Below are 17,107 nucleotides of genomic sequence, written 5' to 3' on the forward strand. Positions count from 1 at the left end.
GTCACCACGTTCCAGACACTGCACGTTTCGCATTAACACACCCGTGTGAACGCCTATGACTGTATTCGCCGGTTACTGTCATGACGTTCATTCTCTGGACGCAAAGCCTGAGGTTCTTCTCGTGCCTGATATGAAGCTATTTGCTGGTAACGCCACCCCGGAACTAGCACAACGTATTGCCAACCGCCTTTACACCAGCCTGGGAGACGCCGCAGTTGGCCGTTTCAGTGATGGTGAAGTAAGCGTACAGATTAATGAAAATGTACGCGGTGGTGATATTTTCATCATCCAGTCCACCTGTGCTCCAACCAATGATAATTTGATGGAACTGGTTGTGATGGTCGACGCGCTGCGTCGTGCTTCTGCTGGTCGTATTACCGCAGTCATTCCTTACTTTGGTTATGCCCGTCAGGATCGCCGTGTGCGCTCTGCGCGTGTGCCGATCACCGCCAAAGTGGTGGCAGACTTCCTTTCCAGCGTTGGAGTTGACCGTGTTCTAACGGTTGACCTGCACGCCGAGCAGATCCAGGGCTTCTTCGACGTCCCGGTTGATAACGTATTTGGCAGCCCGATCCTGCTGGAAGACATGCTGCAGATCGGTCTGGAAAATCCGATTGTTGTTTCCCCGGACATTGGCGGCGTAGTGCGTGCTCGCGCTATCGCCAAACTGCTGAACGACACCGATATGGCAATCATCGATAAACGCCGCCCTCGCGCGAACGTTTCTCAGGTTATGCACATTATTGGTGACGTTGCTGGCCGCGATTGCGTGCTGGTCGACGACATGATCGACACCGGCGGCACGCTGTGCAAAGCGGCTGAAGCATTAAAAGAACGCGGCGCAAAACGCGTGTTCGCTTACGCTACCCACCCGATTTTCTCTGGCAACGCGGTGGAAAATCTGCGCAAATCAGTGATCGATCAGGTTATCGTCTGCGACACCATTCCGCTGTCTGAAGAGATGAAATCTCTGCCAAACGTCCGTACGCTGACTTTGTCTGGCATGTTGGCCGAAGCGATTCGCCGCATCAGTAACGAAGAATCAATCTCGGCAATGTTCGAGCATTAATCTTCGCTAAACCGGGCCACGCGCCCGGTTTTTTCTTTTTAAAGCACAACGCTACGTCGATTGTTCTCTGTATTAACCTGCTTTCTCATCTGATATTCCCGCGATAATTATTCACCAAAACCGTTATTGTAAAAGCCAATCACTTTTTTCATCTCAGCCTGGCATCAAGGCTTTTGCCACAAATTAATTAATGTTAATTTGCTCGGCACTTTTCACGAGAACGCCTAACACCATGAACCTCGACATTTATACCTTGTTTATATGCGAGCTCTACGTGCTGGGGTTTTTGAGTATCATCATGGTTTTTGCCTGGATGGGGTCGCAGTACGATCGCGTATTGGGCTTCACCTGCCTTTCACTGATTTTAACGCTTGTCGCGGTTTTCCTCAGTAGCTTACGCAGCATGGGTTTGCAGTTTTTACCTGTCGCAGTGGGAAATATCCTGATGATGCTCGCCTATGGCGGCTTACTTAATGCCTTTCGACTTTTTTGCGGAAAATCCATTGGAATCAGTTGGTTATTAGGTGGGTTGCTCTGGGCAGTTTTGTGCTTCTTCCCTGCATTTTACTTTTCGCTGCCTAAACGCGTGTTCGTGATATGCATCATCTGCATTATCTATACCTGCGCGCTGATACATCTTTTGTGGCTCAAGCGAGCTACGCTCAAAGTCACTTTTTGGCCCGCTCAACTGCTGTTATGGATTCACTTACTGTTTCATCTGGCGCGTATTTTTCTCGACAGTGCTGCCGCCAGCCCACTTAAAGGTGCCATCGGCGGATCGACTTTTTCGGTCTATGTCATTTTGGAATCCATCTTGTTTGTGATTGGCCTGACATTCACCATTTTGGCGATGGTTAATGAGCGTACCCAGATCGCGCACAAGCACGCGTCATTACACGATCCCCTGACCAACGTCTGGAACCGCCGCGCATTATTTAATGACTCTGAGAGAATTGTGGCACGTTGCCGACGTCAAAATAGCGCCTTCACAGCTGTCTTGTTTGACCTCGACCATTTCAAAAGCATCAACGATCGTTTTGGACATCAGCAAGGTGATCGTGTGCTGATTGATTTTTGTGAGGTAGTACAGCAGTTGTTGCCCAAAGAAGGCCGTTTTGCCCGTTTGGGTGGGGAAGAGTTTGCGGCCATTATTCCGGCACCAGCAGCAGAAGCGTGGTTATGGTGTGAGCGCGTGAGACTTGCGACGGAAAATTCTCAGCCCGATACGATCAATTATACCGTGAGCATCGGTTTTGCCTCCTCTAACGACAGCGAACGCCGATTCGATATATTACTGGCGCTGGCCGATGAAGCGTTATATCGCGCCAAGGCCAGCGGCAGAAACCGTACTGAACAATATCTCACCCTCAGTGCTGTGATTTAATGTGAGGAATGGCGCGAGCGGCGGCAACGTTTATCACCGTAATGGCGCAACCAATAATAGCGATCTTCAATTTTTTCGCGTCCGCTAACGCGGGCGCCCGCTAACCAAAGCAACGCGCCAATGAAGATACTGAACATTGCACCGTGCGCTAAAAACTGCGGCAGGTTAAGTGCAGGCAGCTGATTCAGAATCGAATAACCGACGCCCAGCACCATGGTTAATAGTCCCAGCACCATCAAGGTATTACCCGCCACATGAGAATGATGACGTTTCATTTTCCACCTCCATCTGTATGAGCAATTAAAACCGCACACAATGTTAACTCGTCATAAGTTTAGGCAATGGCTGGCAGCAACGTTGCGTGTGCGATCACACATCGACAACAAACGCTGACACATCTTTACGGGTAGCGTGTTGATTTAGATGAAAAATGATTAATCACCGCAATGAACTATCTTGCATTTGCAGCCTTTGTCATCTCGGCAGCAGCGAAGTAAACTAATGCCCTTTTCGTATAACAGCAGGATATTCATCGTGAGCAGCATTAAACTGATTGTTGGCCTCGCCAATCCGGGCGCAGAATATGCCGCCACGCGCCACAATGCGGGTGCCTGGTATCTGGATTTATTGGCAGAGCGCCATAATCAGTCTTTAAAGGAAGAAGGTAAATTCTTCGGCTACACGGCACGGCTGGCGATTGCTGGTGAAGATGTACGCCTGTTGGTGCCAACCACCTTTATGAATTTGAGTGGCAAAGCCGTCGCGGCGATGGCGACCTTTTACCGCATTGCGCCGGAAGAGATCTTGGTCGCACACGATGAACTCGATTTACCGCCAGGCGTGGCTAAATTCAAGCAAGGTGGCGGCCATGGCGGACACAATGGCCTGAAGGACATCATCAGTAAATTGGGAAATAATAATAATTTTCATCGCCTGCGCATCGGCATTGGTCATCCGGGCGATCGCAATAAAGTCACCGGTTTTGTATTAGGGAAACCGCCTGCAAGCGAGCAGAAGTTGATTGATGATGCGGTAGATGAAGCCGTGCGCTGCACTGAATTGTGGCTGAAAGAGGATCGCATAAAAGCGATGAATCGTTTGCACGCCTTCAAGCCAAGCTAAACGTCCAGGTCGTCGCGATTCTGTGTATAATGCGCGAAATTTTTTATTTCGTTTCCGATAAAGCATCCTGCGATGTTTTATCCATCCAGTTATAAAGGGTATCAAACCATGGGATTCAAATGCGGTATTGTGGGCCTGCCGAACGTCGGTAAATCCACCCTGTTCAACGCGCTCACCAAAGCGGGCATCGAAGCAGCAAACTTCCCTTTCTGCACCATTGAACCCAACACTGGTGTGGTGCCAATGCCAGATTTACGCCTCGATCAGCTGTCAGAAATTGTTAAGCCGCAGCGTGTGGTGCCGACTACCATGGAGTTCGTCGACATCGCCGGTTTGGTTAAAGGCGCATCCAAAGGTGAAGGCCTGGGCAACCAGTTCCTGACCAACATCCGTGAAACCGAAGCGATTGGTCACGTGGTTCGTTGCTTTGAGAACGACAACATCATTCACGTCTCAGGCAAAGTAGACCCGGCCGAAGATATTGACGTGATCAACACCGAGCTGGCGTTGTCGGATCTGGACACCTGTGAACGTGCCATTCAGCGCGTGCAGAAAAAAGCCAAAGGCGGCGATAAAGATGCTAAAGCTGAGCTGGCTGCGCTGGAAAAATGCCTGCCGCACCTGTCTAACGCCGGTATGCTGCGTTCGCTGGATCTGGATGCTGACGACAAAGCGGCTATCCGTTATCTGAGCTTCCTGACGCTAAAACCCACCATGTACATCGCTAACGTCAACGAAGACGGCTTCGAGAACAACCCGTATCTCGATCGAGTACGTGCTATCGCTGAAGCTGAAGGTTCGGTTGTGGTGCCTGTGTGTGCCGCCGTTGAATCAGATATCGCTGAGATGGAAGATGAAGATCGTGCCGAGTTTATGGAAGAGTTGGGTCTGGAAGAGCCAGGCCTGAACCGCGTTATTCGCGCCGGTTATTCGCTGCTGAATCTACAAACTTATTTCACCGCGGGTGTGAAAGAAGTGCGCGCCTGGACTATTCCTGTTGGCGCGACTGCTCCACAAGCTGCAGGTAAAATTCACACCGACTTCGAGAAAGGTTTTATCCGTGCGCAAACCATCGCATTCGATGATTTTATTGCGTTCAAGGGTGAACAAGGTGCTAAAGAAGCTGGCAAAATGCGTTCAGAAGGAAAAGAGTACATCGTTAAAGATGGCGATGTGATGAACTTCTTGTTTAACGTCTAAAATCTGTTGTCTCATGAGGTTTTACTGAACCTTATGAAGATTAACAAATGCCATAAAATCCACGCCGTTGCGTGGATTTTTCATTTTAAGTGAGTACAACAACGGTAAAAGAAATGAACATTTGCCCTTCGGTAAATGGTGACTTTTCATCGGCACAGCCTCCGCTCAGGGAACTGTTTATCATGCCGGAATTCTGTGTCTGAATGGAGCAGGATTTCAGGCAGGATCAACAGTGAGTCCAGTCCGCCCTTTTGAATATATTAACGTCCGGTGTTTATCAGAGACAGGTCTTCATATCTTCGGAAAAATAAAAAGCAAGATTAGTCTTGATGGATGGGGTTAAGGAGAGACTGAAATATAATAACTTCATGGAATGTCCTTTTCCCGATCAGAAAATGAAAGAGAATTAACTTCTTGTCTAAAAGACCTGGCGACTACGATTTTTTAATTTCTTCTCTCGTTAATTCTTTATTATTCCATTTAGCACATCTCATTATAAATCAAATAAAGATGATGACGCGCTTACGAAAGGCGCCTGTTTTAATGTGTATGACCCAGCAGATTTTTAGACTGCCATGGTCGACAATCAATGCCTGACAATTAAGGGCGGGAATGGGTTCATCTCAACAAAGAAGAAAAGCCTCTATATTTATCTTCATTTGATTCAGCTTTAAGGGATAAGTGCAGCACATTTTCAATCAATCTTTCTCAAGAAATGTAGCTCGATTTTCTGTTGATTTGCAGAGAGCCTTGTACTCACGCACTTTATTCATGACCCTATATCCTGTGCTTTTTTTTACCCCTGACAGACTATTACAATTAAGCCATTCAGATATTCCTCTCGGCAGCGATATTACGTAACCCTAATTTTTAGCGCCTCACTTGCTTTAAGAGAACCTTTAATGAACGCAGGAAATTTCCTATATTTTCACTTATCAAAAAACCATCTTAAATATTGCCACCCACAAATAAACCGGTAGAGTATAAATTGTAGTTAAGGACAACCATTAATATGGAATACACTCATGGAAGAGAACGCAGGCATATCGCTTGCCGTCAGCGCATATGCACTGGCAATAGGCATTATATTTCCTCATGTAGCGATCGCTGCTGAGCAGGACATCATTCAACAACAGCGTCAGAAAGCGATTGAAGCGCAACTTCAGCCGCCAGTGCCTGACGTGCGTTTATCCACACCAGCGGTCAGCTCTTCCCGCGTCAGCTTCCCGGCGGAAAATCCCTGTTTTGATATTCAGCACATCACGCTGAACGGCCTGAATGATTTTCCGGGCTGGTTACCTTTGCAGCGTCTGGCCAATCAGGGTCAGGGACATTGCCTGGGCGTCAAAGGGATTAATTTGCTGATGAGCATGCTGCTGAACCGCATGATCGACAGCGGCTACGTCACCAGTCGGGTGCTGGCGCCGCCGCAGGATTTAACCGAAGGCACGCTCACACTTCAGCTAGTGGCCGGAAAAATTAGCCATATTGGTCGCACCGATTCCAGCGATCGTTACGTGACGCTTGCCACCGCCCTGCCCTCGCGCGAAGGCAAGCTCTACGACCTGCGTGATACTGAGCAGGGACTGGAGAACCTGCAACGCCTGCCTACCGTTCAGGCTGATATGGCGCTGATCCCCGGCAGTGCGCCCGGTGAAAGTGTGATGGCCGTGCAGTGGAATCAGAGCAAGATGTGGCGACTGGCCGCATCGCTCGATGATTCCGGCTCAACGTCCACCGGACGCTATCAGGGCGGACTGACGCTCTATCTCGATAACCCCCTTTCGCTGAGCGATATGCTCTATGTCTCGGCAAGCCATGATTTGCAGTTCGGCAATGACAAAGGCACGAAAAACGTTACCGGCAGCTATTCGGTGCCGTTTGGCTACTGGCTGGCGAGCATCACCACCAGTGATTACAGCTACCACCAGACGGTAGCTGGTGCGTTCACCGATTATGAATATAGCGGCAAGAGTAAAAGCCTAAACGCGAATCTCAGCCGCGTGCTGCACCGCAACGGCAGCCAGAAAACCACGCTGAGCTATGACGTAATAACGCGTGAAACCCGCAACTTCATCAACGACACAGAAATCGACGTGCAACGCCGTCAGACTTCGGCGTGGCGACTCGGCTTGCAGCATCGCCACTATATCGGCAGCGCCACGCTGGATGCGGGCGTGAGTTATCAGCGCGGTACCCGCTGGTTTGGCGCTCAGCCTGCGCCTGAAGAGTACTGGGGTGAAGCCACCGCGCTGGCAAAAATTGTCCAGCTTAACGCCCAGCTGGCCGTGCCGTTCTCACTGCTCAGTCAGCGATTCAGTTTTAACACCCAGTATCTGCGCCAGATGAGCAATACGCCGCTGACGCCGCAGGACCAGTTTGCCCTCGGTAACCGCTGGTCGGTGCGCGGCTTTGACGGCCAGCGCACACTGAACGCCGATGAAGGCTGGACTCTGCGCAACGACATCGGCTGGGCCACGCCGCTGCCGTCACAGGAACTCTATCTGGCGCTGGATTACGGCGAAGTCAGCGGACGCAACAGCGGGCAGGATTATCTGATCGGCAAGCATCTGGCCGGAGGCGCAGTGGGACTGCGCGGCTACGCCCTGCGCACCAGCTATGACCTGTTTGCCGGTATTCCGCTCTCTAAGCCTGCTGGTTATCAGACCAGCAGCCTGACGCTCGGCTTCAACCTGAACTGGCACTACTGATGGAGATCAAGGGGTACCGGTTAATTGCGCCGTGGCTGGTTGCGGATGAGGCCAGCGAGGCCGAAGTGCTGGGCATGGCGGTATGGCTGTGGATGCACTCGGATCGTCACCGCGATGCACCGCTGCACACCTTGCCGACGCTTCTGCTGCCGCTGATTAAACAACAGCAGTACGCCATCGCCGTAAAAGATGGCAGGCCGGTGTTCTTCCTCGGCTGGGCGTGGATGGATGAAGAGGCTGAACAGCGCTATCTCACGCATGCCTCGGTGATGATGAAAGAGGCAGACTGGACCAGCGGCAACCGCCTGTGGATCACCGATTTCATTGCGCCGTTTGGTGACATCCGCAACCTGCTGCGGCTGATGTGTGAAGTGATCCTGCCGGAGCAGTGCTTCCGCTGGCAGGATCAACAGGGCAATCTCCGCGGCCAGCGGGTGCATTTTTATCATGGAAAGAAAGTCAGCGGGCGCGACGCCCTGCAATGGCAGCAGGCACATCCACTGAGCGTGGCGTTGCCTGAAATCGGATAAGGAGATCAGATGAACAAACTTCTCTATCGCATCATTTTCAACAAAGCGCGCGGCATGCTGATGGTGGTCGCCGATATCGCCCGCAGCGGTCAGGGCAAGCAGGCGCGTGCGTGCCGGATGCAGCGGACTTCCAGCCGGATATGTGCGCTATCGGCGCTGCGCTTCGCCCTGCTGAGCGCGCTGGGCTGCGTTACCGTATTGCCTGCACAGGCGCAGATTGTTGCTAACAGCCAGGCACCGGGAAACCAGCAGCCCACCGTTGTCAGCGCGACCAACGGCACGCCGCAGGTAAACATTCAGACGCCCAGCGCGGGCGGCGTATCGCGCAATAACTACAACCAGTTTGATGTTGATCAGAAGGGCGTGATCCTCAACAACTCACACGGCAACACTAATACTCAGCTTGGCGGCATGGTCACCGGCAACCCGTGGCTGGCACGCGGCGAGGCCAGCGTGATCCTCAACGAGGTGAATTCACGCAACCCCAGCCAGCTCAATGGCTATGTGGAAGTCGCCGGTAGAAAAGCGCAGGTGGTGATCGCCAACCCGTCCGGTATCACCTGTGACGGCTGTGGCTTCATCAACGCCAACCGCGCGACGCTGACCACCGGTCAGGTGCAGGTCAATAACGGCAATCTGACGGGCTATCAGGTCAGCGGTGGTGACATCGTCATCAACGGTAAAGGGCTGGATTCACGCGGTCAGGATTACACAGACATCATTGCCCGCACGGTTAAGGTGAATGCCGGCGTCTGGGCCAACGATCTCAGGGTCACTACCGGTCGTAATCAGGTGGACGCGACGCATGAAACGCTGACGGCAGGCCAGACTGATGCGGCCAGTCGTCCACAGGTGGCGCTGGACGTGGCGGCGCTGGGCGGCATGTACGCCAGTAAAATCCGCCTGATTGGTACCGAACAGGGCGTCGGCGTGCGCAACGCCGGTTCACTGGGCGCGACGGCGGGCAACTTTACGCTTTCCAGCAACGGTCGCATTGAGAACAGCGGCAGCATCAACGGCGCGCAGAATATTGCGTTGGCAAGCCAGGCCGATATTCGCAACAGCGGCACGGTTTACGCTCAGCGCGACGGTCAGGTTCAGGCCGCTGGCGAGGTAATTAATCAGGGCGTAATGGCATCCGCGGGCAATAACCGCATTCAGGCAGGTTCACTTAATAATGCCAGCAGCGGGGTCCTTGCCGCTGGTATGACGTCCGATGGCGCGCTGGGCATACAAGGCGATTTGAGCCTGACCACGCATGGGCAACTCGCCAGCAAGGGTCGTCACCTCGCGGCGGGTAATCTGAATGCTCAGGGCACAGCGGTCGATCTCAGCGGCAGCCAGACTTACGCCAACAACATTAATCTGAGCGCCAGCACGGGAGACGTCAGCACCCGCAGCGCAACGGTTGAGGCAAAGAGCAGCCTGCAAGCCAGCAGCAGCATGCGTATTAACAATGACGGCGGCAAAATCCAGGCGGGCAAGCTGGCGTTAAGCGCCCCACTTCTCTCCAACCGCCAGGGCGTACTTAATCAGTTAGATCAAACCGATCTGCTGCTGTCGCACGCAGCAGGTATCGACAACAGCAGCGGCACTATTGCCAGCAACGGCGACAACCTGACGCTGTACACCGAGTTGCTGGATAACGGCTTGGGCAAAATTCAGCACGCGGGCAGCGGTGAGCTGAATATTTCTGCCGCCACGCTGAACGGCAGCCAGGGTAGCCTTATCACCAACGGCGGGCTGCAGCTGCGCGGCGATACCCTCAATCTTGACGGCGCGACCACCGCCGCTGCGCAGATCCGTATTGATGCGAACACCCTTTCTCATCGTCAGGGTGAGATGGTGCAAAGCGGCAATAGCGCAATGAATATTAGCGTCGCCTCGTCGCTGGATAACAGCGACGGAAAAATTGCTGGTAACGGTGACGTGCACCTGAACGCCGGTGCGCTGAATAACCAGCACGGACACGTCATTGCCGCCGGTTCCGGTTCGCTGAATACCACCATCGCGGAGACGCTGGATAACCGCAGCGGCACGCTGGCGGCGAGCCAGAACTTTAACGTTCTCGCCGCGGTGATAGATAACGCTGCGGGTGCCATCAGCGCCGTTGCGGGCAACACACAACTGACCAGCCAGAGACTGAACAACAGCACGGGCAAAATCAATGCCGGTCAGACACTGTCGGTGACCAGTAACGGTTTGAACAACAACGACGGGCTGCTCACCGCCGCAAACACCACACTGCAGCTTGGCAGTGGCACGCTCAACAATCAGCGTGGCGTGATTGCCGCTGCTGAACAACTCAGCATCAGCAGCGGTTCATTCGATAACACCGCCGGACTGCTGCAAAGCCTTGGCGATGTGCGCATTGATACGTTGGGTAATGCCTTTATCAACCGCGACAGCGGCACTGATGGTGGCGTTATCGCGCTCGGTTCACTGACGCTTCGTTCCGGCCTGTTGGATAACCGCAATGGCGTCATTAACGCCCAGAATATGAGCCTGTTCAGCGGCGATATTCGTAATCAATATGGTCTACTGGCAGCGCAGAACGCGCTGAGCATCACGGCAGACGATATGGATAATCAGCAGGGAAATCTGGTTGCCGGACAGTCGCTGCTGCTGCGTAGCAATGACCTGCTTAATAGCAACGGGCTGATCATGAGCAGCGGCGCGGCAACGCTTGCCACAGCAAATCTGAATAATCGCCAGGGACAAATCGGCGCAGTCGGGGATTTAACACTTAACACGCAACGGCTGCAAAACGATAACGGTGGCCTGATTCAGAGCGGTGCGGCACTGAGTATCAACACCCACGGCCAGCGGCTGAGCAATACCAATAGTGGTGACAGCGGTGGCCTTATCAGCCAGGGCGATATGCTTCTGGCTACAGGTGAGCTGGATAACCAGCGCGGCGCGTTGCTGGCATCCGGTGCCATCAACCTTGCGTCCGGACAGCTGCTAAACCAGTTCGGGCAAATCACCGGGCTGAACGGCATCACCACACAAACGCAGTCAGTCAATAACCTGCAAGGGACCCTACAGTCCGGCGGCGTTCTTGACTGGAATACGCAGGGCAACGCCTTCAACAATGCCCGCGGCCTGATTAGCGCTCAAGGCGATTTTATCCTGCGCAGCGGCGATGTAAGCAACCGTGAAGGCCAGGTCATTTCCGGCAACAATCTGGCACTGGATAACACTTCCCTCGATAACACCGACGGCACGCTCGCCAGCAAAGGCGATTTCTCTCTCGTTGCCGGCGCGCTGACCAACCTGCGCGGCGCACTGCAGTCCGCCGGAAATATGGCAGTGACGCTGGTGAACAGCTTCACCAATCAGGGCAACCTGCAGGCCAACGGCAATCTGGCGCTCGTGAGCCACGGCGACATCCGCAATGAGAAACTGATTCAGGCCGGTGAGACGCTGCACGTCAGCGCCGCCAATCTGGTTAACCTGCAGGACGCTGAACTCAGCGGTTACAGCACAATCCTCGACGCCAGTAACACGCTGATCAATTACGGCCTGATCGACGGTTATTCCACCCGGCTGAACGGACAGACTGTCAGCAATATCGGCACCGGGCGCATCTACGGCGATTTTCTCAGCATTCAGGCGGGCACGCTCAATAACCTCGCCGAAAACGGCATCGCAGCCACCATCGCAGCACGTCAGCGCCTGGATCTCGGCGTGGGAACACTCAATAACCGCGACCACGCGCTGATTTACAGCGACGGCGCAATGCGCCTTGGCGGTGCCATCGACGCTAACGGGCACGCCACCGGACAGGCCGGAACCGTTAATAACCACAGCGCTACCCTCGAATCCGCCGGAGATATGCTGCTTAACGTCGGTAGTCTGAACAACATCAACGACCATTTTGAAACCGAGATTGTCGAAGTGTCGCGGGAAAACATCGAGGAATATCAGGTCTCCGGTAATGCCAATCGCTACGGTCGCGATGAGGTGAGTTTTGAGCATGATGAGGTTAATTTCGTGCTGACGCCTGATTATCCATGGCGACAAAACGATAAAAACGACAACTGGTATCGCTACGAGTACGAACGCACCGTTGATGAAACGCGGATTAAAACCAGCGACCCGGCGCGGATTATCGCTGGCGGCAATCTGACGATTAATGCTGGCAACGTGCTGAACGACAAGAGCCAGATCATCGCCGGAAATAATCTGGTGATAAACGCCGCCACGCTCGACAACGTGGAGGTGGCCGGAGAACGGCACATCAGCGACGCTGGTAAGGCTTTCCACTACTGGCGCATTCACGACAAAGGTGGCGACAGTCAGGGCAAAAGTACGGCGGATTACATTCCGCCCACCGTTATCCAGAACATCACCTTAAAACCCAGCACCCTTGAAGAGCATCAGAAAATTGACGGAAGCGGTCTGGTGATTGATAACCGGACGGGCGGTAGCGTGGGCGAAATCTGGCTGGGCGATCTCAGCGCAGGCGCAGCGTTTAATCCCGGTAACGCGGTTTTGCTGCCGCCGGGTAAAACCTTTGAAGTACCGGTGAATACCGCTGCGAATGGCGATGCGGCGGGCAGCGTGATCCGCACCCAGGGCCCGAACACGCGCCTGCCGGATAACAGCCTGTACAAAATGAATCCGACTGGCAGCGATTACCTGGTTGAAACCGATTCGCGCTTCACCAACGCGCAGAAGTGGCTCGGTTCCGACTACATGATGCAGGCGTTCGAGGCCAATCCTGACAACGTGCACAAACGCCTGGGCGACGCCTATTACGAGCAGAATCTTATCCGCCAGCAGGTTATTGGCCTGACCGGCCAGCGCTATCTGGAGGGCTACGACAGCGATCAGACGCAGTACAAAGCGCTGATGGATGCCGGCATCGCCTTTGGTCAGCAACTGAATCTGGCACCAGGTATGACGCTGACCGCCGGGCAGATGAGCCTGATGACCGGCGACATGGTGTGGCTGGTGACGCAGACCGTCACCCTGCCGGACGGCAGCCAGCAGCAGGTGCTGGTGCCGCAGCTGTTTGCCAAAGTGCAATCTGGCGACCTTGACGGCAGCGGCGCGCTGCTGGCCGGGAAAAACGTCAGCCTGAACCTGAGCGGCGATTTGAACAACAGCGGACGCATCAATGCGCGCGCTGACACGCTGGTAGTGGCAGAAAATATTAATAATCTCGGCGGACTGATTCAGGGCGACAGCACCGGCCTGCAAGCGCGCACCGACATCAATAATTTCGGTGGCGTGCTGAAAGGCAGCTCTGCGCTGGCGGCGCTGGCCGGCCGTGACATTAACGTCACCACCACGGCCCGTATGGCTGAAAGCGCCGACGGCAACTTTGCCCGCACCAGTCTCGATCGTATCGCCGGTATTTACGTGGATAAAGGCGATGGCACGCTGGCGCTGCAGGCCGGACGCGACATCAACCTGACCGCCGCGCAGGTGGTTAACAGCAGCGAAAATGGCAACACGGCTATTATCGCCGGACGCGATCTGAACCTGAACGCCGTCACCACCGGTAGTCGCGATAATCTCAATTTCGACAGCGACAACTGGCTGCATCAGTCGTCATCCACGCAGCGGGGAACGGAGATTGTCGGTAAAGGCAACGTGGGCCTGGCAGCAGGCAATAATCTGCTGGCGACGGCGGCAGACATCAACGCAGGTGGCAAGCTGGCACTGAGCGCGGTCAACGATCTGAGCATTGTCAGCGGCGAATCCCGCACGCAGATGGACGAGCATACTAAAGCCAGCGGCAGCAGCGGCATCGCATCAAAAACCACCCGTGAGACACACACCACTATTGATGCACGTACGACGGTGGGCAGTTCGCTTTCTGGCGACAGCGTGCAGTTGCTGGCCGGTCACGACCTGCTGGTTAAGGGCAGCGATGTAGTCGGTACGCAAGATGTGCGGCTGGCGGCGGGCAATAATCTGACCGTTACTACCGCCGCTGAGCAGCGTGATGAGTCGCGCATGATTCAGGAGAATAAATCGGGCCTGTCTGGTACCGGCGGCATCGGCGTCAGCTACGGCAGCACAGCACAGAAATCCACGACAACGACGCATACTGACAGCGTGCGTGGCAGCACGGTGGGCAGCGTGCTGGGCAACCTGACGATGCAGGCAGGCAACGACCTGCTGGTACACGGCTCAGATGCCATCGCCGGTAAAGATCTGTCGCTGGTCGGAAAAAACGTCACGGTCAGCGCCGCCGAACAGGGGCTGAGCCAGCGTGATACCTATGAAACGAAACAGAGTGGCCTGACGCTGGCGCTCTCCGGCGTGGCGGGCAGCGCGCTGAATACGGCGGTAACCAGCGCGAAAGACGCCCGCGACGAGAGCAACGGCAGGCTTCAGGCGCTGAAAGGCGTACAGGCCGCCCTTTCCGGTGTGCAGGCGGCGCAGACGACCCAGCCGGGTGCGGTCAGCAGCGATAACGCGATTGGTGTCAGCCTCTCTTACGGCAGCCAGCAGTCGAAGTCTGAGACAAACCTGACACAGAAAACGCATCAGGGCAGCACGCTCACCGCCGGTAATAGCCTGAACGTCATAGCCAGCAGCGGCGACATTAACGTTCAGGGTAGCCAGCTGCAGGCGGGTAATGACGTGCTGCTTAACGCCAGCCGCGACCTCAACCTCACCTCCAGTCAGAAAACCGAGCGCTCGCGCGGCACCAGCTCGTCGAGCGGCGGCTCGCTGGGCATTGGCTTTGGCGGCGGTTCGGGCGGCGGCGGCATCAACGTTTCAGCGAGTATCAACAAGGGCAGCGGCCATGAGAACAGCGACAGCCTGAGCCACACCGAAACGCAGGTCATGGCCGGTAACCGCGTGACGCTGGTGAGCGGACGCGATACCACCCTCACCGGCGCACAGGTCAGCGGCGAATCCATCAAAGCTGACGTGGGTCGCGACCTGACGCTGACCAGTGAACAGGACAGCGCGACCTATGACGCGCAGCAGAAAAACACCAGCGCGGGCGCGAGCTTCAGCTTTGGCTCGATGACCGGCTCGGCCAGCATCAATATGAGCAAAGACAAGATGCACAGCGACTACACGTCGGTGCAGGAGCAGACCGGCCTGCTGGCGGGCAAAGGCGGCTTCGACATCACGGTGGGCGGCCACACCCAGCTCAACGGCGCGGTTATCGGCGCCACCGCAGATGCAGGCCTGAACCGGCTCGACACCGGCACGCTGGGCTTCAGCGACATCCACAACAGCGCGGCGTTTAAAACCGAGCACCAGAGCGCGGGCATCAGCACCGGCGGCAGCATCGGCAGCCAGTTTGCCGGGAATATGGCCAACGGCCTGCTGACCGGCGCGAACAACGCGGCCAGCGCGGACAGCACCACCAAAGCGGCGGTATCGGATGGCACGATTGTTATCCGTGACCAGCACGCGCAGAAACAGGACGTCGCCGACCTGAGCCGCGACGTGGAGAACGCCAATCCGGGGCTGGGACAAATCTTTGATAAGGAAAAAGAGCAGAACCGGCTGAAAGAAGCGCAGCTGATTGGCGAGATTGGTAATCAGGTGGGCGATATTGCCCGCACGCAGGGGCAGATTGAAGCATCGAAAACAGCAACGGATAAAATGAAGGACGTGACGCCGGAGCAGCTGCAGGCGGCAAAGGATGACTGGCGTAAAGCCAACCCCGGCAATACGCCAACGGCGGACGACATCAGCGGCCAGGCGTACCAAAACTTCTATAACCAGGCCTTTAGCGAAAGTGGCTTTGGCACCGGCGGGAAAGTTCAGCAGGCTATCCAGGCGGCAACAGCGGCGGTTCAGGGGCTTGCAGGCAGTGACATCAGTAAAGCACTGGCCGGGGCTTCTGCGCCGTATATTACCAATGTTATCGGCCACAGCGGAATGGATGATGCTGGCAAGGTGCTGGCCCACGCAGCGGTCAATGCCGCACTGACAGCGGCTCAGGGAAATAATGCTCTCGTTGGTGCGGGCGGTGCCGCGACGGCGGAGATGGTCGGCATGATAGCCGTAAATGCTTACGGCAAACCGGTCAGCGAACTGAGCGAAACCGAGAAGCAGACGGTAAGCGCGCTGGCAACACTGGCTGCTGGCCTGGCAGGCGGTCTGGCTGGCGGTAGTACGGCGGATGCGGTTGCAGGGGCTCAGGCCGGTAAGACGACTGTTGAAAATAACTATCTGAGCGTGTCTGAAAAGACAGAGCTTGAGCTGGCGAAGCAGAAACTCAACAGTAAAGACCCTGTTGAACGCGAGAAAGCGCAGCAGAAAGTTAACGAACTGCGTGAAAAAGATATCACCAGTGACCAGAAGGTCATTGATGCCTGTGGTAACGGAAATGCAGGAAGTGCGGGTTGTGCCAGTGCAAGGCTGGAAGTCATTGCTACCAAAGGTGAGTACGAGAACACCGGTAACTACAACTCAAAAGCCAGCCAGCAGTACGGCGATGCTTACGGGCAGATAGTGAACCTGCTGAATATCACCAGTGTTGATGCCCAGAATCAGCAGCAGGTGAAGGATGCGATGGTGAACTATGCCATGGTGCAACTTGGGGTTGACAAGGCGACAGCGGAGCAATACGTATCAACATATGACGGGATGAAGATTGTTGCTGCATCTATAGCTCCTATGCTGGGAGTCGCCGCCGCAAATAAGATTAGTTCTTTGGCCAAAGATGTGACCAAAGAAAGTATTCCTAAGAACCCTAATTCTTCGAGCGGAGTCACAGATAATGAAGCCGGAGGTTATTCTTACTACGACAGGTTCAAGAATGCTAATGGTGGTTGGGATTGGCCTAAGAATTTGGGATTTGAAGGAGATCCTGTCAAAACTACAATTCCGGTAGGCACTCACTTGGATAGATATGGAGAGCCTAATGGTTCTTTCCTTGCACCAAAAGGAACACCTTACGAACAACGTGCTCTTGCGCCGGGAGCCAAAGCTGAAAAATACTATGAATATGAGGTAATAAAACCATTACCTGCTATACAAGGAAAAATTGCCCCCGCTTTTGGTGAGCCAGGTGGCGGCATCCAAATATTACCTAATATGCAAGAGCGAGTGAATGTGGAATGGCTCTTGAAGAATGGATATATTCGTGAGGTTCACTGAT

The 17,107-nt window shown here is 54.6% G+C and carries 8 protein-coding genes; 7 read left to right on the top strand and 1 reads right to left on the bottom strand.

Annotated elements, in window-relative coordinates; all coding sequences use genetic code 11:
- Positions 1-121: 121 nt before the first annotated feature.
- Both prs and MUG06_RS06610 read left to right on the top strand, forming a co-directional pair.
- Positions 122-1,069, top strand: a complete 948-nt coding sequence (prs, locus tag MUG06_RS06605) for a ribose-phosphate diphosphokinase (protein WP_006118899.1) — start codon at positions 122-124, stop codon at positions 1,067-1,069.
- Positions 1,070-1,301: 232 nt separating this feature from the next.
- Entirely contained in the window at positions 1,302-2,453 is a 1,152-nt protein-coding gene (locus MUG06_RS06610; protein ID WP_215846990.1) for a GGDEF domain-containing protein, read from the top strand.
- On the opposite strand, the gene ychH is transcribed toward MUG06_RS06610, so the two are convergent.
- Complete coding sequence (gene ychH / locus MUG06_RS06615; protein ID WP_215846991.1) at positions 2,450-2,728, bottom strand: stress-induced protein YchH; 279 nt, start codon at positions 2,726-2,728, stop codon at positions 2,450-2,452. The two genes, MUG06_RS06610 and ychH, sit on opposite strands and share 4 nt — an antisense overlap.
- 259 nt (positions 2,729-2,987) lie before the next feature.
- On the opposite strand from ychH, the gene pth reads away from it, so the two are divergent.
- From pth to MUG06_RS06640, 5 genes are all read left to right on the top strand, one after another.
- Positions 2,988-3,575, top strand: coding sequence for an aminoacyl-tRNA hydrolase (gene pth, locus MUG06_RS06620; RefSeq protein ID WP_215846992.1), 588 nt, complete (start codon positions 2,988-2,990; stop codon positions 3,573-3,575).
- A 108-nt stretch (positions 3,576-3,683) separates the two neighbouring features.
- The gene (gene ychF / locus MUG06_RS06625; RefSeq protein ID WP_243078506.1) at positions 3,684-4,775 is read left to right on the top strand and encodes a redox-regulated ATPase YchF; all 1,092 of its coding nucleotides are present in this window, start codon (positions 3,684-3,686) and stop codon (positions 4,773-4,775) included.
- Positions 4,776-5,800: 1,025 nt separating this feature from the next.
- Positions 5,801-7,486: a ShlB/FhaC/HecB family hemolysin secretion/activation protein gene (locus MUG06_RS06630; protein ID WP_243078111.1), complete on the top strand. Its 1,686-nt coding sequence runs from the start codon at positions 5,801-5,803 to the stop codon at positions 7,484-7,486.
- The gene (locus tag MUG06_RS06635; protein WP_243078112.1) at positions 7,486-8,016 is read left to right on the top strand and encodes a toxin-activating lysine-acyltransferase; all 531 of its coding nucleotides are present in this window, start codon (positions 7,486-7,488) and stop codon (positions 8,014-8,016) included. The genes MUG06_RS06630 and MUG06_RS06635 overlap by 1 nt, the downstream gene beginning before the upstream one ends.
- A 9-nt stretch (positions 8,017-8,025) precedes the next feature.
- The gene (locus tag MUG06_RS06640; protein ID WP_243078113.1) at positions 8,026-17,106 is read left to right on the top strand and encodes a hemagglutinin repeat-containing protein; all 9,081 of its coding nucleotides are present in this window, start codon (positions 8,026-8,028) and stop codon (positions 17,104-17,106) included.
- Position 17,107 lies beyond the last annotated feature (1 nt).

This window comes from Pantoea sp. MQR6, assembly GCF_022761075.1.
Lineage (GTDB): Bacteria > Pseudomonadota > Gammaproteobacteria > Enterobacterales > Enterobacteriaceae > Pantoea > Pantoea phytostimulans.

What these genes read in the sequence shown, in the direction of transcription:
- MUG06_RS06610 (WP_215846990.1), top strand. Translation starts at nt 1,302, where the DNA reads ATGAACCTCGACATTTATACCTTGTTTATATGCGAGCTCTACGTGCTG.
- ychH (WP_215846991.1), bottom strand. Translation starts at nt 2,728, where the DNA reads ATGAAACGTCATCATTCTCATGTGGCGGGTAATACCTTGATGGTGCTG.
- ychF (WP_243078506.1), top strand. Translation starts at nt 3,684, where the DNA reads ATGGGATTCAAATGCGGTATTGTGGGCCTGCCGAACGTCGGTAAATCC.
- MUG06_RS06630 (WP_243078111.1), top strand. Translation starts at nt 5,801, where the DNA reads ATGGAAGAGAACGCAGGCATATCGCTTGCCGTCAGCGCATATGCACTG.
- MUG06_RS06635 (WP_243078112.1), top strand. Translation starts at nt 7,486, where the DNA reads ATGGAGATCAAGGGGTACCGGTTAATTGCGCCGTGGCTGGTTGCGGAT.
- MUG06_RS06640 (WP_243078113.1), top strand. Translation starts at nt 8,026, where the DNA reads ATGAACAAACTTCTCTATCGCATCATTTTCAACAAAGCGCGCGGCATG.